The sequence below is a fragment of the Spongiibacter sp. C9W genome (assembly GCF_057370015.1).
On sequence record NZ_CM170672.1, the window covers coordinates 1521796 to 1540467 of the forward strand.

General features: G+C 56.2%; 17 protein-coding genes. 6 read left to right on the plus strand and 11 right to left on the minus strand.

The genetic code is table 11. The features are described from left to right. Positions 1 to 4: 4 nt before the first annotated feature. A complete protein-coding gene (locus AC2Q8J_RS07190) occupies positions 5 to 895 on the minus strand; it encodes a DMT family transporter (protein ID WP_486452518.1) in 891 nt (296 codons plus the stop codon). A gap of 119 nt (positions 896 to 1014) precedes the next feature. Next, complete coding sequence (locus AC2Q8J_RS07195) at positions 1015 to 1386, minus strand: HvfA family oxazolone/thioamide-modified RiPP metallophore (RefSeq protein WP_204995108.1); 372 nt, start codon at positions 1384 to 1386, stop codon at positions 1015 to 1017. A gap of 197 nt (positions 1387 to 1583) precedes the next feature. Here AC2Q8J_RS07195 and AC2Q8J_RS07200 point away from each other — a divergent pair, with 197 nt between their 5' ends. The 3 genes from AC2Q8J_RS07200 (at position 1584) to AC2Q8J_RS07210 (ending at position 3153) form a co-directional block, all read left to right on the plus strand. Then, entirely contained in the window at positions 1584 to 2207 is a 624-nt protein-coding gene (locus AC2Q8J_RS07200) for an HvfX family Cu-binding RiPP maturation protein (protein ID WP_486452519.1), read from the plus strand. 95 nt (positions 2208 to 2302) lie between these two features. Beyond that, positions 2303 to 2917: a sigma-70 family RNA polymerase sigma factor gene (locus tag AC2Q8J_RS07205; RefSeq protein ID WP_286837529.1), complete on the plus strand. Its 615-nt coding sequence runs from the start codon at positions 2303 to 2305 to the stop codon at positions 2915 to 2917. Then, positions 2911 to 3153: a zf-HC2 domain-containing protein gene (locus tag AC2Q8J_RS07210; RefSeq protein ID WP_286837531.1), complete on the plus strand. Its 243-nt coding sequence runs from the start codon at positions 2911 to 2913 to the stop codon at positions 3151 to 3153. Before AC2Q8J_RS07205 ends, AC2Q8J_RS07210 begins: the two co-directional genes overlap by 7 nt. 5 nt (positions 3154 to 3158) lie before the next feature. On the opposite strand, the gene AC2Q8J_RS07215 is transcribed toward AC2Q8J_RS07210, so the two are convergent. Next, positions 3159 to 4367, minus strand: coding sequence for a sensor histidine kinase (locus AC2Q8J_RS07215; protein ID WP_286837533.1), 1209 nt, complete (start codon positions 4365 to 4367; stop codon positions 3159 to 3161). Positions 4368 to 4461: 94 nt separating this feature from the next. Then, on the minus strand, positions 4462 to 5088 hold the full coding sequence (locus AC2Q8J_RS07220; RefSeq protein WP_486452520.1) for a lysophospholipid acyltransferase family protein: 627 nt from the start codon (positions 5086 to 5088) through the stop codon (positions 4462 to 4464). A gap of 163 nt (positions 5089 to 5251) precedes the next feature. Between AC2Q8J_RS07220 and traF the strand changes: the two genes are divergently transcribed. Then, the gene (gene traF, locus AC2Q8J_RS07225; protein ID WP_424145182.1) at positions 5252 to 6373 is read left to right on the plus strand and encodes a conjugal transfer protein TraF; all 1122 of its coding nucleotides are present in this window, start codon (positions 5252 to 5254) and stop codon (positions 6371 to 6373) included. 33 nt (positions 6374 to 6406) lie between these two features. On the opposite strand, the gene AC2Q8J_RS07230 is transcribed toward traF, so the two are convergent. Beyond that, the gene (locus AC2Q8J_RS07230) at positions 6407 to 8062 is read right to left on the minus strand and encodes a GMC family oxidoreductase (protein ID WP_486452521.1); all 1656 of its coding nucleotides are present in this window, start codon (positions 8060 to 8062) and stop codon (positions 6407 to 6409) included. Positions 8063 to 8186: 124 nt separating this feature from the next. Between AC2Q8J_RS07230 and AC2Q8J_RS07235 the strand changes: the two genes are divergently transcribed. After that, positions 8187 to 8843 carry a TetR/AcrR family transcriptional regulator gene (locus tag AC2Q8J_RS07235; RefSeq protein WP_204995100.1) on the plus strand — a complete coding sequence of 219 codons (657 nt, stop codon included), beginning with the start codon at positions 8187 to 8189 and terminating at the stop codon, positions 8841 to 8843. Here AC2Q8J_RS07235 and AC2Q8J_RS07240 read toward each other — a convergent pair. Genes AC2Q8J_RS07240 through AC2Q8J_RS07250 form a run of 3 tightly spaced genes read right to left on the minus strand, consistent with a single transcriptional unit; the run spans position 8825 to position 14163 of the window. Beyond that, positions 8825 to 9550, minus strand: coding sequence for a M48 family metallopeptidase (locus AC2Q8J_RS07240; protein ID WP_286694338.1), 726 nt, complete (start codon positions 9548 to 9550; stop codon positions 8825 to 8827). The two genes, AC2Q8J_RS07235 and AC2Q8J_RS07240, sit on opposite strands and share 19 nt — an antisense overlap. Continuing rightward, positions 9531 to 11084 (minus strand): ATP-binding response regulator, encoded by a 1554-nt coding sequence (locus AC2Q8J_RS07245; RefSeq protein WP_486452522.1) that lies wholly within the window; start codon positions 11082 to 11084, stop codon positions 9531 to 9533. The genes AC2Q8J_RS07240 and AC2Q8J_RS07245 overlap by 20 nt, the downstream gene beginning before the upstream one ends. Continuing rightward, positions 11074 to 14163, minus strand: a complete 3090-nt coding sequence (locus AC2Q8J_RS07250) for a cache domain-containing protein (protein ID WP_486452523.1) — start codon at positions 14161 to 14163, stop codon at positions 11074 to 11076. Before AC2Q8J_RS07250 ends, AC2Q8J_RS07245 begins: the two co-directional genes overlap by 11 nt. Positions 14164 to 14336: 173 nt before the next feature. On the opposite strand from AC2Q8J_RS07250, the gene fixJ reads away from it, so the two are divergent. Continuing rightward, positions 14337 to 14960 carry a response regulator FixJ gene (gene fixJ / locus AC2Q8J_RS07255; RefSeq protein ID WP_204995096.1) on the plus strand — a complete coding sequence of 208 codons (624 nt, stop codon included), beginning with the start codon at positions 14337 to 14339 and terminating at the stop codon, positions 14958 to 14960. A gap of 33 nt (positions 14961 to 14993) precedes the next feature. Here the strand turns inward: fixJ and AC2Q8J_RS07260 are convergent, their stop codons facing one another. Genes AC2Q8J_RS07260 through AC2Q8J_RS07270 form a run of 3 tightly spaced genes read right to left on the minus strand, consistent with a single transcriptional unit; the run spans position 14994 to position 18634 of the window. Continuing rightward, positions 14994 to 15335 carry a YqcC family protein gene (locus AC2Q8J_RS07260; RefSeq protein ID WP_486452524.1) on the minus strand — a complete coding sequence of 114 codons (342 nt, stop codon included), beginning with the start codon at positions 15333 to 15335 and terminating at the stop codon, positions 14994 to 14996. A gap of 4 nt (positions 15336 to 15339) precedes the next feature. Beyond that, positions 15340 to 17463, minus strand: coding sequence for an ATP-dependent DNA helicase DinG (dinG, locus tag AC2Q8J_RS07265; RefSeq protein ID WP_486452525.1), 2124 nt, complete (start codon positions 17461 to 17463; stop codon positions 15340 to 15342). Between the two features lie 19 nt (positions 17464 to 17482). Continuing rightward, the gene (locus tag AC2Q8J_RS07270) at positions 17483 to 18634 is read right to left on the minus strand and encodes a 1-acyl-sn-glycerol-3-phosphate acyltransferase (protein ID WP_204995357.1); all 1152 of its coding nucleotides are present in this window, start codon (positions 18632 to 18634) and stop codon (positions 17483 to 17485) included. Between the last annotated feature and the right edge of the window lie 38 nt (positions 18635 to 18672).

Consider the following 18672-nt stretch of genomic DNA (forward strand, 5'->3'; position numbering starts at 1 on the left):
CCGCTTATGTTTTTGCATCGTCGCGGCCGCCGACAACCATCACACCGCCAAGAATCACCAGCGCAATGCCAATCAGTGTGAGCGTATCTGGCAGCAGCCCCCAGATCAGCCAATCCAGCAGCCCGCCAAAGACCACCGCAAAATAACTGGTCGGCGCGAGCACCGATGCCGAGGCATAACGATAAGCCCAGGTGTACAGTAGAAAGCACAAGTAGATCACCACCCCCATATACAGCAACCAAGGGTAGGCCGAGAGATGCACGTCGCCGCCCTGCCAGAGAAAAAACGGCACGCTGACCATCAGGGACACGGCGAAGTAATAGAACAAGATCCGATTTGCGGGTTCAGTGGACGCCAACATACGGGTGGTAATCATAGAAATAGCCAGGCCCAAGCCCGAGCCCAGCGCAACCAAATGCCAGATGCTCAACTCCGCAAAGCCCGGCCGCAGCACCAACACCACCCCGGCAAAACCCAGCAGTAACGGTGGCAAGCTGCGACGGCTCACCGGCTCTCGCAACGCCAAAAATATTAACAGCGGCACCATCAATGGTGCGCTGTTGCGCAACAGCGTGGCTTCTAACAGTGAAATTTTACTGAGCGCAAAAAAGTAGAAGTAGAAGCATGCGACTCCGCTTAAGCCCCTCAACAAATGCATGGGCAGGCGCTCACTACGCAAGCTGGAAACGCCGCCGCGCGCAACACTGGGTAGGGTAAAAACAAAGGATATGCTGTACTGAGCAACGATCATTGCCGATACCGGCACCTGCATTCCCGACAAATGTTTACCGACCGCGGCAACGCTCGCCGACAGGAAAACAGTGAGCAGGGACAAGCCAACGCCAATGGCTAAGCGCCGCCTGTCTTGTGAAAATCGAAAAGGAAAACCTGCCACAACACCGCCCAACATACCGATAATAGGACTGCGCTGTGGCGCAGCCGCCGAACACTATAAATAGCGCTGGCGACCTTTACCAGAAAAGAGGAGTGGGCGGCGCTATTGCCGCCACGAATTTAGTGGCCGCACTTGCCTTCGCCACACTTGCCTTCGTCACGGGCTTTGTTGCCGCCACATTTACCCTCGCCGCACTTGCCTTCGTCACGGGCTTTGTTGCCGCCACATTTGCCTTCGCCGCACTTACCTTCGTCGCTGGCTTTTTTGCCACCGCACTTGCCCTCGCCGCATTTACCTTCGTCGCTGGCCTTTTTGCCACCACACTTGCCTTCGCCGCATTTACCCTCAGCGTGCTTACCAAAATCCACTTGTTGATAGCCACTGCTCAGCGATTGCGCACTGAAGGGGTTGCCGCTATCGCTCACCGCAGCGGAAGCAAGACTTGAAGCGAACATGGCGGCGGTCAGTGCTGTCATTTTTGATTTATTCATGGATGTACTACCTCGTTTAGAAAGTTTAATTGACGCCAGCGAAAAGCACCTGCGTTACAGCATAGATGACTCACAGAGAAAGTTGTTACAGCGAATTAATAAAATTTATTGGCATCGCTGGAATATTTCCAGACGGTGTAACAATGGCGAACGCGGTTCGTCTATGGCGCATACCTATATAAATAAGGATGCTCGCCATGACGTTTCTCCAGATCGCTACTGACACGGTCACTCGCCTACACAGCGGACTAGGGCGCCTGCTGACACCGCTCTCTGGTCTGCCGTCACTGCTGATTCGGCTCTATCTGGTACCAATATTTTGGATGGCAGGCAGCAATAAGTACCGCCATTTCGACGATACCGTCGCCTGGTTTGGCAACCCCGAGTGGGGCCTGGGGCTACCCATGCCAACACTGATGGCAGGCTTGGCTACTGCCACTGAGCTGGCGGGCGCCGCACTGCTACTCGTTGGCCTGGCCACACGCTGGATAGCGGTGCCGCTCGCCGTCACCATGCTGGTGGCCGCCACCACCGTGCACTGGTCCTTTGGTTGGCAGGCGATCGCCGATGCGAGTGCCCCCTTTGCAAATGCCCGTGTTGACGCCGCAGCGGAAAAACTGGACGCGGCAAAATCCATTCTTCAGGAGCACGGCCATTACGATTGGCTGACCGAGAGCGGCAACTTCGTGATCCTCAACAACGGCATCGAGTTCGCAGCCACCTATTTCATTATGCTACTGGCCCTGATCAAAATGGGCGGAGGGCGCTACGTGAGTATCGATGACGGCCTCCACCGTTATGTGACGCGACAACGCCGCTAAAGATGTCAGCAATTTTACCGTCATGCATTGCCGTCGGGTCTCGTTATCAGGGACACTATGGCCTACGTTTCGCAATAAAACGAAGGCCACTACGCGTGTCACAAGTAACGCAAGACGACGCCCTGCTCGAGCGCCTGCAAAGCGGTGACAACGCCGCATTCAGGGACCTTATTGTGCGCTACAATCAGCGCCTGCTCATTGTAGCCCGCGCCATTATTGGTGATGTTTTTGCCGAGGATGTGGTACAGGAAGCCTGGACCTCAATATTCAGGGCGATAAACCGCTTCGAGGGACGCTCTGCACTATCGACCTGGATGATCCAGATCGTCAGTAACGAGGCCAAATCGCGACTTCGCAAGGAGAAGCGCCACATGAATGTAGCCGATACCGAACAGCTTCCTGCGGCGCTCGCGGAGAGCCGTTTCGCCGCCGATGGCCACTGGCAAATCCCGCCCGCGCATTGGGAACTGGGCACGCCGGAACGCCTGCTAGAGGAAGACCAGTTGCGCTGTTGTATCGAGCACACATTAACGTTGCTACCGGAGAACCAAAAAGCGGTGTTTATGCTGCGTGATTTAGAGCAAATGCCACTGAGTGATATTGCCGATCAATTGCTGCTAAGCGAAAGCAATGTACGCGTATTACTTCACCGAGCGCGACTCAAGCTATTAGACGTTGTCGACCACTTTCAGGAGACGGGGGAATGCTAAGCTGCAAGGAAGTAAGCCATTTGGCCAGTGACCACCTCGATAACCCGCCGCGCGGTTGGGCAGGCCTGCAATTTAAAATGCACCTGATGATTTGCGGCCCCTGTCGGCGCTTTCGGCAGCACCTAGTGACAAGCCGCGACACCGCAGCGAGGTTAGCCCGTCAACTCTGGCAAGAGGACAACGACACCGCTACCCGCATTCTCGACAAAATCGACGAGTCAGCGGGCAAAAAGTGAGCGGATTATAGCAGCGGGAATTCAACGCGGAACTCGCTGCCACTCTCACCGTCACTGATAACACTGACACGGCCACCATATTCACTAACGAGGCGGCGAATAGACGCCAGGCCAACACCCTCGCCCTCCGAATGAAATTGCTCGAAGAGCGCAAAGACACGCTTCTGCTGGGCAGCGGGAATCCCGCGGCCGTTATCCCGTACAAACAGCGCGAGGCCACCCGTCGTGGGGTCGGGTAAGCGGCCGATATCCACTCGCAATGGGCGCTGGCCACTGAAGCGTTTGGCGTTGCGCAATAATTCTCTGATAACCAAGGTCAGCGTTCCACCCGGCAGCACGGCGGTACCCAAGCCGGGCGGTTGAATGCTCACGACATCGGCCATCGCCTCGTCGTCGATAATTCGCGACACCAAGCTGTCCAGGCTCAATTCCTCAACGGGCTCATTCAAGGGCAGCTGGCTATAACGCTGCAAGCCGGCATTCAAGCGCGACGCCTGGCTGCTTGCCTCACGGACTTTGCTTAACCATTGCCGCGATTCCTCGCTCAACTCCTGGCCAGCGCGCTCTTGCAGGCGCTTGCTGTATACATCGATAACCCTCAAGGGCTCGACAAAGCCCTCGGTACTGGCGCGCGAGAATTCTTCCAGTGCCGTATTGCTATTGCTGAGCGACTCATTGGTCTTTTCGAGTAGGGTTTTATTCAACCGCGCTTCGGCGAGCTCTTCGGTGCGCTGGGTAACAAGGCTCTGCAAGTCTGCCGACAAACGCTCCACCTCTTCTTGTTTACGACGGTTCTCCGCAATTTCATTCTGTAACTGATTGTTCAGCTCGACCAACTGCGCGTTACTCGGCAACGCCAGGGCTTTGGGGATCAGGGGCCACACAAGTATTGCCGTGCCGACAGAGGCGATGGCCGTTATCGCTTTTATGGTGCCGCTTAACCAATAAGCGCCGTACCAAACATTCAGAATATTCACTAAGTGCGTGGTACCACAGGCAAAAATAAACACCGCGAACATCAAGAACATGTAATTGAACTTGAGATCGTCACGCCGCTTAACGAGGACAATCAAAGCAATGGGAATCGTGAAGTAAGACAGGGTAATTAAGGTGTCGCTAAGAACGTGCAGAAACACCAGCTGCTCATTCCATAGGTAGCAGTGACCATGGGGTGGCATTTCCGGCCCCAGGATACTGCGCCAGAACTCATTCATGACTTGCTGCCTCGCTGTGGTAATGCGCTGAGTGTAGCTGTTTTAGGTAAAATTACATTGTCAGCAAGCACACCGCCCAGGGTTATTGGGTAATCTACCTACCTTTGGCGGGGTGGCTGCTATCGCCGGAGGGATGACGAGCAGTGACGCGCTCATAGCACTGCTGGATATCGACCATATCCGCGTCCATATCGCCGGTAGGCATACACGGCGACGCGAAGCCAACCCGTTTTTCCGCGTAATCAAGATACACCGGCACAATGGGCACACCCGCCCCTGCAGCAATGTGGTAGAAGCCGCCCTTCCAGCGCTCTACTGCTTTGCGTGTACCTTCCGGGGCAATAATTAGCACCATGTCATCGGTATTGTGAAATTGCTCAACCATATGCTCAACGAAGTTATGTCGACTTGTGCGCTCTACAGCAATACCACCTAACCAACGCAGCAAGCTCCCAAGCGGACCGAGAAATAAGCTGTGCTTGCCCATAAAGCGCACCTGTCGCCCCAGCGCCGCGCCAAGCGCTACCATCAAGAAAAAGTCCCAATTACTGGTATGCGGCGCAACGACCATCACATATTTGCGCGGCGCCGGCGCAGGCATCTGAAAACGCCACCCTCGCAGCCGAAACACGCCGCCGACCAACCAGTGAATAGCTGTTAAAACCCGGGGATAACTGCACACCGTTTTACGCTGCGCTATCTCAGAAACATAGGAAGTCATGAGTCGCTCTACATCGTTATTGTTATTTGTCGGTCATCGCCGACGCTCAGAATCATACACAAGAATCTACGCCGACGCTTGCCGCCCTGAGCTGCCCCCGCTATCCTCGCCAAAACACCATAATATGCGGCCTAGCTGTCGCGCCGCGACACCGGAGCCCCAAGTGAGCCGACTTCTTAAGCTACTGCTTATCCCCTGCTACCTGTACAGCTGTATTGCCATCGCACAGCACTCAAAACCCGTGGACCTGCGCGCACTGGACAACAATCCGGCTGACGCACAAACCAGCCGCGACCCAAAAGAAACCCTGCTCTACAGTTACGGCGAGATCTACTTCGACGACAGGGACGACCTGCTGGACAAAGCACTGGAGGTAAAAGAAGAAGGCGAAAATCTCGAGGCGAGGTCGCGAGGCCTATTGTTGATTCCGGGTGACGAACAAGATTTAGTCGACGCGCTCGAAGCCTTGGACGGCGCAACCACCAGCCTGCGCAGCCGCGGCACAATTATTCTGGCAACATCCAATGAGAGCCCGTTTCACTACCGGCTGGGCAGCGAGCTGCGTGGCACTGCGCGCTTTTACTATGACGAAGGCGATGAAAATCGCCTGCGCTTCGCCGGAATAACCGGCCTGTTTGGCGGCCCCGACCTAGAATCCTACATGGATATCTCCGCCGTGCTGGAAAACCACGCAGGCATTAATTATCACTTCCGCCTGGACGCTCTGCCGAATACTGAATTTGGAATTCTGGGCAAGATACAGGTCATCAGCTTGCTTGAGCGTCGCATCGATTACGATGACTACGAAAAGAATAAAGTGTTCGACTGGGACACCGACATTAAGAACCGCGTGCAGCTCAATGCTGACCTCGGCATGCGGCATACCATTGGCCATGTCGGCCTGCACCTGTTAGTCAAAGACTTGTATACCGAATCCCTGCGAGGTGCCAGCGGTGACCTCTACCGCCAACGCAGCCGGGTGATCGCCGGGATCGACTATCGACGCCCCTGGGGAGATGTGCAGATCATGGGTGACCTTGTGCCAAGAGCACGCTTTGGCGAGGCGCCACAGCGTCGCGACGTCAACCTCTCGGCGAGCTTGAACGTTACCCGACGATTTGCCCTCGTTATGGGTTACAACTACGCTGAGCACCGCTACGAGCGAGATACCGGCAACGCCGGCATCCGCTATACCCTCGGCCGCTCGCTGAGGGCGGAAATCAGCGTGACAGCAGCAGGCAAACGCGAGCTCGGCGGCCACGCGTCACTACAACTGCCACTCTAAGCCTGGACCCTGTTTTCGGGGCGGAGGCTGCCCCTAGGCAGCAGCGCTGCTAGGGGCAGCGTTTTCGTCGGCGAGCTCCTGCTTGGCGGGAATGTGACTCATGGCATGCTCAGTCAAGGCTGTGATGGTGAGCGAGGGGTTTACACCCAGGTTCGCGCCCAGCATGGAACCGTCACAGATATACATGTTTTGGTAGCCAAACACCCGGTTGCGGTAGTCAATCACCCCCTCGTCAGCAGAGCGCCCCATCGCCGCACCGCCCATACAATGCGCGGTGGCCGGAATATTAAAGAGCACCTCTGTAAGCAAACTTCCCGCCATTCCACCCAGCTTTTCCGCCGCCCGCTGGGCGAAATCGCTGGCCTGAGGAATATACGTGGGAATGCGTTCGCCATGACTTAGCATTTTCTTGCTAAAGGGCCAGTACCAAGGGCGCCGGTAGCGCATATCGATATGCCCTTCCAGGGTTTGCATACACAGAAAAATAATCGTTTGCGAGGCCATACCAAAGGGGATCAGCATGCGAATCCCCTGCAGGGGACGGGTTAGCAGGAGCTTGAGTACGGTCTTGATCCACACAGCGATGCGCGTGGCACTTGTATCGCCGCGCGTCATTGCCGTAACCAGCATGCCCATCGCGTCGGACCCTTTTGGATAACGCGTTGCTTCGATATGCGTGTGCTCATCCAGGTACACCCCCGAACCTATCGCAATCCCCTTATCCATTTCCGGATTGCCCGGCACACGAACCCCAATCAACGACTCTGCATTGGTTCGCACCCGGCGACCCAGTTGCGACGAAATATTTGGCAGCGACCCTTTGTCGCGCAGTTTAAATAACAAGTCTTGAGTGCCCAGTGACGAGGCCGCGAACACAACCGAGCGCACTCGCCAGCGACGGACATTTTTGCGAAATAAAGAGGTACTGCTTATCGCCGTGACGTCATAGCCCTGCGAGCCTTGGGCATCGCCGAGTGGTCGCACATCGACGACCTTGCTCTCGGCAAATACTTTTGCGCCCTGCTTTTCTGCAAAGTAAAGGTAGTTTTTATCCAGGCTATTCTTGGCATTGTGCCGGCAACCAACCATGCAACCACCACAGGCGATACAGCTGTTACGCGCCGGACCATCGCCACCAAAGTAAGGGTCGTTATAACGGGTGCCCGGCTCATCCTTTTCGTTGCCGAAAAACACGCCCACCTGTGTTCGGTAGAACGTGTCACCACAGCCCCAGTCGTCAGCAATCTCTTTCAGCGCATGATCTGCGGGCCCAAGGATGCGATTTTCTGTGACCCCTAACATCGCCCTGGCAGAATCGTAATGCCGGGGCATAACCTGCTTCCAGTTAGTCAGGCCCGCCCAGCTGCCGTCATCCCACACCGTTTCCTTGGGCACCAACAGCGTGTTGGCATACGTCACCGACCCGCCGCCAACAGCGTTGCCCTGCAAGATCAGCACATGCCGGAACCAGCGAATATTGAAGAAACCTTTTAAGCCAAGCAGAGGGCGCCACAGCCAACGCCAAAAACGCCAGTTGCTGGCGGGCAAGTTGTCGGCATTCCAACGCTTCCCCGATTCAACCACGGCAACCGAATAGCCCTTCTGCGTGAGCCGGTGAGCCGAAACGGAACCGCCGAAACCTGACCCCACCACCAAATAATCAAAATCGTAGTCTTGTTGTTTGCTCATTGTTCTCTCAGCGCCGCTGCGCCGCTCTTTGGTAAAAGACTCTCCGTCCGTCAGAACCGATGCCATTCTGACAATGCATGTTGTCACTTTACATTTGACAACGCGCCATGTCAAAATTTTGCCCATGACAAATTCAAGCCCCGCACGCCGCCGCTCTTATCGCGGCCAAAGCCCCGATGCGCGACGCGCTGAACGCCGCCAGCTTCTTCTGCAGGCGGCGCTGGAAGTGGTGTCTTCTCAGGGATACAGCAACGCAACCGTTCGCAGTCTGTGTGCGTCGGCGGGGTTAACAGAGCGTTATTTCTACGAGTCGTTTGCAAACCGCGAGGCGCTGCTTGGCGAGCTGTATCAACAGCAAACCGCCCTGCTTCGCGACGCGATGTTGGATGCCATTGCCGCTCCCGGCTTATCGACTGAGCAAACCATGCGCACCGGGCTAAGTGCGTTTTTTGAAACCCTGGAGAAACAACCGGAGCTGGCGCGGGTCATCCTGTTTGAGATCTTTGGCGTGAGCAAAGCGATGGATACGCTCTACTATCAAGCGATGGAAGAGTTTGCCGAATTGATCGGCGAACTTGCTCAGGTGCTGGGTATTGCCGAGTTCAGCAAACCCGCCAATGACAGCATGGTCTATGCAGGGTTGGTGGGCGCCGTGGTGCAAATGGCGCGGCGCTGGGTGTTAAATGGCTATCACGAAAGCCGCGAGTCGTTAATAGAAAGCAGCGTGCTGCTGTTCACCGCCGTGTCGGCACATCACCAGCGTCAATCAACCAGCAGCTGATCACTCAATGCATCCAGCTGTCGGCTCGCGTCTCGCCAGCCCGGCATGGCCGCATCCATCAACGCGTAAAAAGCGCTGCTGTGATTCATCTCGCGGATGTGACACAGCTCATGAACAATGACCATATCAATGCACAGTGGCGGCGCCTTCATCAGGCGGGTATTCAAGCAAATACCGCGCCTTGAGCAGCTCCCCCAGCGCGAACGCATTGCCCTGACACGCAGCGGCGGCAGCGGCTGCGGCCACGGCAGGCTCGCCGACAGCTGCGTTAGGCGAGCGGCAAAATAGTCGCGGCTGCGATCGCGTAACCAGCATAAAAACAAGCGGCGAATATTTTCCGGGCTTCGATCTCTGGCTTTGATAACCAGCAAGCGCTGTTCGGGAAAAATACTCGTGCCACGCCCCGGCTCAACGCGCAATTGCCAACGCTCACCCAGATAGGAAAAATAGTCGCCACAGCGATATTGAGGAGCCGGCGCCGCCGGCACTGCCTGCTCAATACACGACCTCAGCCACCGGCCGTGACGGCGAAGCATTGCATCAATTTCGTGCTGGGGAGTATGTTGCGGCACGCGAACTTCAACATCGCCGCTCGGGGAAACGCGCAACGCCAAGCGCCTGCGGCGTTGCGACTGGCGACGCACCACGTAGCGCACCGACAGGCCCTCCAGCTCGAGCTGCCCCTGTTCAGTCGCTGGCGGAGTCACGCGAATCCGTCAACGCTGGATCTTGTGCAACGGGAAATTCGCAACAGAAAACTGCCCCGCCACCCGGGTTGGCCTCGTAGGCGATATCGCCGCCATGGCCCTGCATAATCGTCTGGGACACTGACAGACCAATCCCCATCCCTCCCTCTTTGGAAGTGACGAAGGGGCTGAATAACTGCTCTTCCACTTCCTTTGCGAGACCGAGACCAAAATCACGAACGCGAAAACCAACCCGGCCGTTGGCGAAAAACGTACTCACCTCAACCGGCCTGGTGCTTTGCGCCGCCGCGGTCGACTCCATCGCATTGCGAATCAGGTTCAGGGCGACTTGCTGAATCTGCACTTCGTCGCCATAGACTGCTGGCAGGTCATTGGCGCCCATAAACACTACGCGAGTACGGTTGACCTTCGAATCCACCTCCGCCAGCGCCAACACGTCCTCCAGTAATTCATTGAGCGACAGTGTCGCCTTCGCCCCTGAGGGTTTTTTCACGTAACTGCGCATCCGCTGAATCACCGCCGACGCGCGCTCGGCCTGCACGCCGATTTTACTCAGCACATCGTCCAGTTTACTGCGCTGCGCCTCGGGTAAGTCCGCCAGCAGGCGCTGGGCAACGCGGGCGTAATTACTCACTGCGGTAAGTGGCTGATTGACCTCGTGGGCGATACCCGCTGCCATTTCGCCCCCGGTGCTTAAACGCTCAATATGCGCCAGGTGCTGACGCTGGTGGTCCACCTCGTTTCTGGCCGCCTCCAGCGCTTGTTGATTTGCCAGCCATTCGCCAATATCGCGCAATACCAGCACTGCCCCACCCTCTGCGCTGGCGCTGCCGCTCAAGGCGACCTGAACCAGCTCGCCGTCCTTGCCGGTTAGCTCAACGTGGTTCTTGCGCAAGCTCACACCGGCTTCGCAGAGCAGCGACAAGGCTTGGTTTAAGCCGTCGTCACCGGGGAACAGTTTCAGTGCCAGCAGCGGCTCGCCCAGCGCGTCAGCCTGTGGCCAGCCGGTGAGCTCTGCGGCACGCGCGTTCATCGAGGAAACCCTTCCGGCGCTGTCGAGGCCAAAAATCCCCTCATCCACGGCGTTGAGAATACGCTGATTCTCATCTTCCAGTTCGCTATTTCGCTTGGCGAGCGCTCTCTCCAGGCGCTGCAACTTGATGTGCGTGCGCACCCTTGCGAGTACTTCATCGGCCTGGAAGGGTTTGGCGATATAGTCGACACCACCAATGGCCAGGCCGTGTACTTTGGACTGACTATCGGTCAATGCCGAGAGGAAAATAACGACGATATCTTCGGTTTCGGGGTCCGCTTTTAAGCGCTCACAAACCTCAAAGCCGTCGACCCCCGGCATCATGACATCCAGCAGTATCAGCGCGGGCTTGGCGCGCTTTGCCGTGTAGAGCGCTGACTCACCGTCGCGCGCGGCCAACAGCCGGTAGCCACTGCCTTCAAGCGTCTTAAACAATACCTGGAGATTGGTGGGATTGTCGTCGACGAGCAGTATCTGCTCTCCGCCGCGATCAGGTGCCATCGACGGCGGCTCCTTCATTTACTGACTTGAACAATTGCCCTAAGCGCTCAAAGTCGAATTCACGCAGGAGGCGCTCGGCCTCTTCGCTCAATTCGCGCTGCTCTGGGTGACGCTTACGCAGCACCTCAAGCAGTTCTCGCAACCCGGTGACATCACCGAGGTCTACCGCGTGGGCTAATTTTTCCAGTAATTCCTCGGGCAGCGGCACATCCTCAGACGCTGATGCGTTCGGATAAACATCGATATATCCCGCTTTTAACGCCGCCGGCGCAACGCTCGCCACCGGTGAATCGTCCGGCACGGCGGTATCGCAGAATCGCGCCATTACCTTGTACAGGTCTGCCATGCTAATCGGTTTGGGAAGGAAATCATCACAGCCGAAGGAGCGCGCTTCTTCCACCATTCCCTCGTCGGTGGTGGCCGATGCCATAATAATGGCAACATCGTGTTTCATTTCCTGCTTAATGATCCGCGTTGCTTCCATGCCGTCCATTTCCGGCATTCGCAAATCCATCAAAATAACGGCGGCGTCGCGCTCCTTCAAACGCTCTATCACTTCAAGACCGTTCGCCGCTTCTCGAACGTCGTCGGTAATATCTTCGAGCATGCCCAGCAATACCTGGCGATTCACCGCAACGTCGTCGGCAACAATCACCGCAGGATTACCCGATATTTCGGCTTCTTCAGCGACGAGCTCCGGCGTTTCGGGCGCATCCAATAACGGCGAGCTTTGTTCTGACACGGGCATTAGCGGGATGTGGAAGTAGAAACAGCTGCCAACACCTTCCTCGCTGCGCACATTCAAACTGCCACCCATCGCCTCTACCAAGCGGCGACAGATCGACAGGCCGAGCCCCGTTCCCTTACCGTCTTGAGGATTCACTTGGCGGAAGGGCTCAAAAACATCTCGCAGCTTGTCGGCGGGAATACCTATACCGGAGTCGCGAACCTCAAACTGCAAGCTATCGTCAACTTCGTTAACACCAACCTTCAGGCCTACCTGTCCGCTGTTGGTGAACTTGACGGCGTTATCGAGCAGGTTAACCAATACCTGCCGCAGTTTTACGGCGTCGAATTGCAGCTTGCGCTCAACATCGTCGGCAACCTCAATGATGAACTCCAGGCCTTTCGACTTCGCGCGATGGCCGACAATATCGCCAACACTGGCGATAACATCATCGAGGTCATTCGCTTCGCATACGATATTGATATTGCCACTTTCAATTTTTGCCAGATCAAGCACATCGTTAATCAAGTTCAACAAGTGCTTGCCGCAGCTTTCGATAGCGCGCAAATACTCTTTGCTGTCTGGCGGGAAGCCCTGCTCTTTTTGCAATAATTGCGCGTAGCCCAGTACGCCGTTAAGCGGTGTGCGCAGCTCGTGGCTCACGCTTGAAAGGAACTGGCTCTTGGCATGAAGCGCATCTTCGGCGGCAATACGCGCATCCACCAGATCCTGCTCCATGCGCTTGCGCTCAGTGATATCGGTCATGATACCCATGGCGCGCAGGGGCTGGTCGCGCTCGTCGTTTTCGACAACGTCGCCGCGACTGTATATCCAGTGGTAATTTCCGTCGCTGTCGCGAACCCGAAACTCGACACTATTGCCAGTTGCCAAACCCAACCAACTATCAACGGCAGAGGCAATAATCTGCAGATCATCCGGGTAGGCAATTTCTTTAAATGCCGCCACGGCATAGGGCTCGCTCGGAGGGGTGTAGCCCAGCGAGCGAAAGAAGCTGGCACCCACAGTCACTAAGCCAGTGCTTAAGTCGAGATCCCAGAGGTGGTTTTGGGCAGCATCCAAGGCTAGTTGGAAGCGCCGTTCACTCAGTTTAAGCGCGCGCTCCGTTTGGGTGCGCTTCTCGACCATGAAGTTGGCATCTTCCGCCAAGTGTTGAAACTCGGCAAACGGCAGCCGCTCCACGTCGATAAATGTTGAACGCTTGCTGGCGTCGGCAAAAAACTGCTGAAAGATATTGAAGCCGTGCGCACTGCGCCGGGCCAACCAGCGCGCCGCGATCATCGAGAACAACATCAGGCCGAAGGCGATGACCAAGATGAATAAAATATGTTCTTCTACACGGCTCTGCAGGGCAGAGCGCTCAGCCAACAGTTTGGCATTGAGCTCGTCCAAAAACACTGCCGAGCCCAGGGTCCAGCCCCAGGGCTGGTAGCGACGGATATAGGAAACCACCGGCTGCTGACCGCCTTCCCGGTCTCGCCAATTCAGCTCGGTAAACAAGCTGTTGTTTTCGGCGTCCAAACCCTGAGTAACGGCAAGCACGTCCGGCATTGGCTGGCCCACTGCCTCGGGGTCATAGCCATTGACCAACTGCCGCCCATCACCGTCCACCATAAACAGGATTGAGTTTTCGGTATCGACGGGCACAGCGGCTATACGCTCAACAACTTCTTTCTGAACGCGCGCAATCTCGTCATGCAGGTAAACACTCGCCCCCATGTACAAGCCAAGCGGCTCAAAGTAGTACACAAAGCTGAAGTTGCGCTCACTGGTGCCAGGGCGACTGCTGTCAGTGACTCGGTATTCTACAAAGTCGTAATTTTTCTTTTGTGTGACCGAGCGTATCTGTTCGGCAAAGGCATTAAGTACCTTGCCGTCGCTCAGGCGTTTATCACCAGCAGGATGCATGGGCGGCAAAATTGCCCGCCCGGCGGAATCGAAAAGAAAGAAAAAGCCGTTGTTGTCGTGAAAGCTGAGCGAGCTCATTGTGGTGCGCAAGCGGCTCAGCTGTTCCTTACGGCTCTCCCCCACATATTCTTTGCGTGTGTTTTCTATGAGGGACAGACCAATGGCCACTTGGTGGCGCAGGTCGTTGTAAAGCTGACGATTGAGCTGAGTGCGCCTAAACTCTAAGTACTCAACGGCCTTGTCGACCTCGCGACGCAGCAGTTCACGGCGCGACTCGATATAACTGTCGCGCCAATCCTCACTCTGCTGAGTGTAGCGCTCGTACTCTTTGGCGATCCAGATGTAACCCAGCACAGCCAGCGGAATTGCCGACAAGGCAACCAGGCTGAGGAGGTATATCTGTACTAAACTGCGCTTCGATTTCATGCGCACCCTTTCTTCTTCATATTGGTGGCCCGAAGGCATATAAACCAGAAGCTTATCGGCTCAGATCGCGCTTCGCCAGTATCGCAGTGAGGAATTTCTGCATGAAGCTGGCAAAACCCCATAGATTTCGGCTAATCTGGGCGAAAGACGCCTGACAAAGCAAGGACGGGATAATGACAAAAGAAGCAACTGTCTACTTGGTTGAAGACGATGACGCCGTTCGCGACTCACTGCAAATGGTCTTGGAATCGGTAGGCTACCACGTTGCCGCGTACTCTCGCGCAGATGCCTTTTTAGAGGATTTCTCCACTGATATGGCCGGCTGTATGGTACTGGACATCCGTATGCCCGGCATGAACGGCATGGAGCTTCAACGCCAGCTGAACATGCGAAACTCCATTTTGCCGATTATCTTCGTTACCGGCCACGGCGATGTTCCGATGGCCGTTGAAGCCATGCAGCGCGGCGCTGTCGACTTCGTGCAGAAGCCCTACCGAGAGGAAGAGCTACTGGGTAAGATTCAGCAGGCGATCGCAGCGGACGCTGAAAACCGCGCCGACCTGGAAGAAAAGCACAAGATTATTGAACGTCTCGCCGAGCTAACCCCCCGCGAGAAACAGGTTATGGAGCTGATGATTGAAGGCAAGGCCAATAAGGTGATTGCCTATGACCTGGATATCAGTCAACGCACTGTGGAAATTCACCGCGCCCGGGTGATGGAAAAAATGGGCGTGCGCTCACTGGCCCACCTGGTGCGCATGGTAATGGCCGCCGAAGACAACAGCAGCGCAAGCTAAGTAGCCCCTTCCTCTGAGCGCCGGAGCGATGAGTTATCGCGTCGGCGCGTCGCCGCCATGACTTAATAAGCTGTCGATATGTCGCAGCGCAGCCAGCAACTCCGCCACGGGCAGATTCTGCCCGCGATAAAACTCCTCCTCCATTGGCGAAATATTACACGCCCCCGGCAGGCTCTGCTTCTGCTCAGCAAGAAAGCGTATTCGCGGAATAAAGATAAACTGCAACCACTGGCTGAACGTCAAGGTATCCACGGCAAAGGGTTGCTCGCTGCGCAGTGCCTGCTCGGGCGGCCGCTGGCTTTCCCAATGCCCGATGCGACGCAGCTCAGCTTCAATATCAATCAGGGTCGCAGACACGCGGTAATACACACTCACAGCTTTACTCTATCACTTGTTGGTAGGGCGGCATTGAATCGAGCATTTTGCGGCCGTACTGACGGGTGACTATACGCCGGTCCAGAATACTGATTTTTCCCCGATCAGACTCACTGCGCAGCAAGCGCCCACTAGCCTGAATAAGACGAACCGCCGCATCCGGCACGGTTATTTCCATAAAGGGGTTGCCGTTATTGGCGCTTATCCACTCTGCCAGCGCCTCTTCTACTGGGTCCTCTGGCACGGCAAAGGGAATTTTCGCGATCACCACATGCGAGCAGTATTTGCCCGGCAAATCGACCCCTTCTGCGAAACTGGCCAAGCCAAAAATAACGCTGCCCTTTCCGGCATCCAGACGCTCGCGATGCTGCCGCAGAATGTCATGTTTCGGCAATTCTCCCTGCGCCAGTATCAAGCTGCGCAACGACAAGGGCACTCCCTCATAGACCGCATTCAGCTGTTTTCGCGATGCGAACAGCACCAGGCTTCCCACCGCCTTGTCCAGCAGCTGCGGCAGCATCTCAATTAATGCGTCGGTATGCGCCTGGGCATCGCCGGCATCGCAGCTCATCGCAGGCACATGCAATTGCCCCGCTTCGGCGTGATTGAAAGGGCTGGGCACCACCTCAAAGCTGGCATCTTCGTATAAGCCAGCGCGCATACTAAAGCGCTTAAAACTGCCGAGCGCCGTAAGCGTAGCCGATGTTAATACCGCGCCATAACAGCGCGACCACAGTGACGACTGAAGGGTTTTTGCCGCCAAAATAGGGCTACTGTTGAGCTCCATATCCCTGAGCCCCTGACCGGCATCAACCAGCGTCAGCCAGCGGGCGATAGGCGGCTTTTCCATGCGGCTATCGCTGGCGTAGGACTGCCACAGGGCCAGCATATTCTGGCAGCGAAAGCGCATCGCCGACACATCGCCCAACCACTGTTCCAACTCGTCGCGGCGCTGCTCTAATGTGCCTTTATCTAAACCGTCCTGGAGGGTGTCGCTCATGGCCTCGCAATGCTGCACCAGTGCAGCAAAGGCAACGCGCAACTCCCGCGCTCGCTCAGCCAGTCGCTCGGGAACCCTGCCCTCTTCAAAGCGCAGCTGCTTATTGCCCTGCCGCTCAACGGCCCCCTCTAGCAATTCCACCAATATCGGCCTGAGCGGATTAAGCGCCTCTCGCGCGGCAACGAGCAGGTTCAATAGGGAGTCAAACTGGCCCCTGAGTGACTTTTGCATGGCCGGTATGGCCAGAATAGGCGCAATACTGCGCTCCGCTTGTTCCAGCCATCGCTCACTGGCGCCGAGGCGAAAGTTCGCACTGAAATGATTGATCACCTTGTCGGGAAGGTGATGGGCTTCGTCGAAAATATAAATGCACTCTTCCGGCGGCGGCAGTATTGCGCCGCCACCCAAGGCTAAGTCGGCCAGCACGAGGTCGTGGTTTGCCACAACCACCTCGGCTTGAGCCATCGACTCCCGCGCTTTAAAGAAGCTGCACTGCTTAACATGACTGCAACGCCGACCGCTGCACTGCGCGTGGTCGGTAGTGACGCGCTGCCACTGTTCCTCGGGCAAGACGCTGTCCCAGTTATCGCGATCGCCGTCCCACTGGCCACTCGCCAAGGTATCGGCAAAACGCGTATACAGCGCCAACGCGCTGTTGTCAGGCGCGGCGCTGCGCTCATCAGGATAAAGCGGTAGGGTTGCGGCATCGCCACCACTGAGAATCTGGTCAAGTTTAGAGAGGCACAAATAACGGCGGCGCCCTTTGGACAAACTCAAGGTGAAAGACAGGCCACTGTGCTGCAAAATATCGGGCAAGTCACGCTGCAGAATCTGCTCCTGCAAAGCCACGGTCGCGGTGGCAATCACCAGTGTTTTGTCACATTCCCGCGCAATGGGTATCGCTGCCAATGCATAGGCCAGGGTCTTACCCGTACCCGTGCCAGCTTCCACCACACACAGGTGGTCCCCACCGCTGCGCTTGTGGTCTTGATTGCGCTTAATCCCACCCAGCACGCGCGCAATATGGGCAATCATTAAGCGCTGCCCGAGCCGCGGCCGCAGCGATTTGCTATCAAGAAACTGGCGGTACGCGCCCTGAATCTGCTGTTTTAGCGCATCACTCAGCACTATTGTGCTCCCGACAAATTCACGCAGAGGTGCTCTCTTGTAATGCCAATTGGTTAATCAGCGGTCGCGCATAGATCTCTAGCGCCTTGCGCCGATAGTCGGGCGGCATATTGGCGAAGTGCTCGTCAAAGTGCGCCACCTCGGCGGCGGGCACATCGGCGGTGGTGACCGAGCGCCAGCGCTCGTCGTTAAACAGGCGCATATAGGCCAACAGGTTGCTGCCGTGTAAGCGGTAGTTGCCAATGATCTGGGCATCGATGGCCTGGGCAAGCTCGCTGGCATCGCTGTAGTCGCCACTCATTGGCGTACCGAAATGCACATGCACATGCCCCTTTTGCCCAACAATCCCTGTCGCGATGCTTTTCAGATCCTCGTGTTCGGCCTTTTCATAACGGCCATCCATTTCTATCTGCGCCAGCTCATGGGCCTTGGCCGCATCCAGCGGGTCCCATTCATAGCTGATGCTCACCGGCACAATATTCATCGCCGCAATAAATTCGGCATAGCTCTCGTCAGCCTTACGCTGCGACATACCGATCATCTTTAGCAGCGCAACTTCGGTCGCGTCGTTGCCGTCCTTTGCGCGCCCTTCCCGCTGAGCGATCCATATCGAGGAGCGCTCTTGGTGCAGAGAATGGCGAATGTAGCTGGACAGCTTCTTAAATGCGGCCAGCATCTGCCTCGGCCCCTTGGCACTGCGCTGCACGATGAAGCTCTTATTAATACGCATCAAATCGGCAGCAAAAGCCTTGGACAACAAGTTATCGCCAATCGCGATACGCACAGTGTCCATGCCGTTGGTATGGAGCGCATAGTTCACAAATGCGGGGTCGAGAGCGATATCTCGATGGTTACTGATAAACAGGTATGCCTTATCCGCCGAGAGGTTTTCCAGCCCCGATACCGTGAATGCACTGGTGGAACGAGCGATCATGCTATCCATATAGCTTTTCACCCGCTGCTGAAAATCTGCCACAGACACAACGCGCTTAAACTGCCGGCGCAAAATTGCGCTGATCAGCGGTCGCAGCAACTTTGGGAACCAACGGCTGGCTTTTGGCATGCGCAGCGCAGCAACGGCGTTGAGTAATTCATCGTCAACTAACAGGCGATCCAGCACCTCCCGCACCTCACTGTCGCGGTAGGGCCGAATATCGGCAAATTCATCCATCGTATTCACTCATCGCAGACCTCGGCGGCTGCGTCGTC

Coding starts and splice junctions, on each gene's coding strand:
- AC2Q8J_RS07195 (WP_204995108.1), bottom strand. CDS start 1,386: ATGAATAAATCAAAAATGACAGCACTGACCGCCGCCATGTTCGCTTCA.
- AC2Q8J_RS07200 (WP_486452519.1), top strand. CDS start 1,584: ATGACGTTTCTCCAGATCGCTACTGACACGGTCACTCGCCTACACAGC.
- AC2Q8J_RS07210 (WP_286837531.1), top strand. CDS start 2,911: ATGCTAAGCTGCAAGGAAGTAAGCCATTTGGCCAGTGACCACCTCGAT.
- AC2Q8J_RS07215 (WP_286837533.1), bottom strand. CDS start 4,367: ATGAATGAGTTCTGGCGCAGTATCCTGGGGCCGGAAATGCCACCCCAT.
- AC2Q8J_RS07220 (WP_486452520.1), bottom strand. CDS start 5,088: ATGACTTCCTATGTTTCTGAGATAGCGCAGCGTAAAACGGTGTGCAGT.
- AC2Q8J_RS07230 (WP_486452521.1), bottom strand. CDS start 8,062: ATGAGCAAACAACAAGACTACGATTTTGATTATTTGGTGGTGGGGTCA.
- AC2Q8J_RS07235 (WP_204995100.1), top strand. CDS start 8,187: ATGACAAATTCAAGCCCCGCACGCCGCCGCTCTTATCGCGGCCAAAGC.
- AC2Q8J_RS07245 (WP_486452522.1), bottom strand. CDS start 11,084: ATGGCACCTGATCGCGGCGGAGAGCAGATACTGCTCGTCGACGACAAT.
- AC2Q8J_RS07250 (WP_486452523.1), bottom strand. CDS start 14,163: ATGAAATCGAAGCGCAGTTTAGTACAGATATACCTCCTCAGCCTGGTT.
- fixJ (WP_204995096.1), top strand. CDS start 14,337: ATGACAAAAGAAGCAACTGTCTACTTGGTTGAAGACGATGACGCCGTT.
- AC2Q8J_RS07270 (WP_204995357.1), bottom strand. CDS start 18,634: ATGGATGAATTTGCCGATATTCGGCCCTACCGCGACAGTGAGGTGCGG.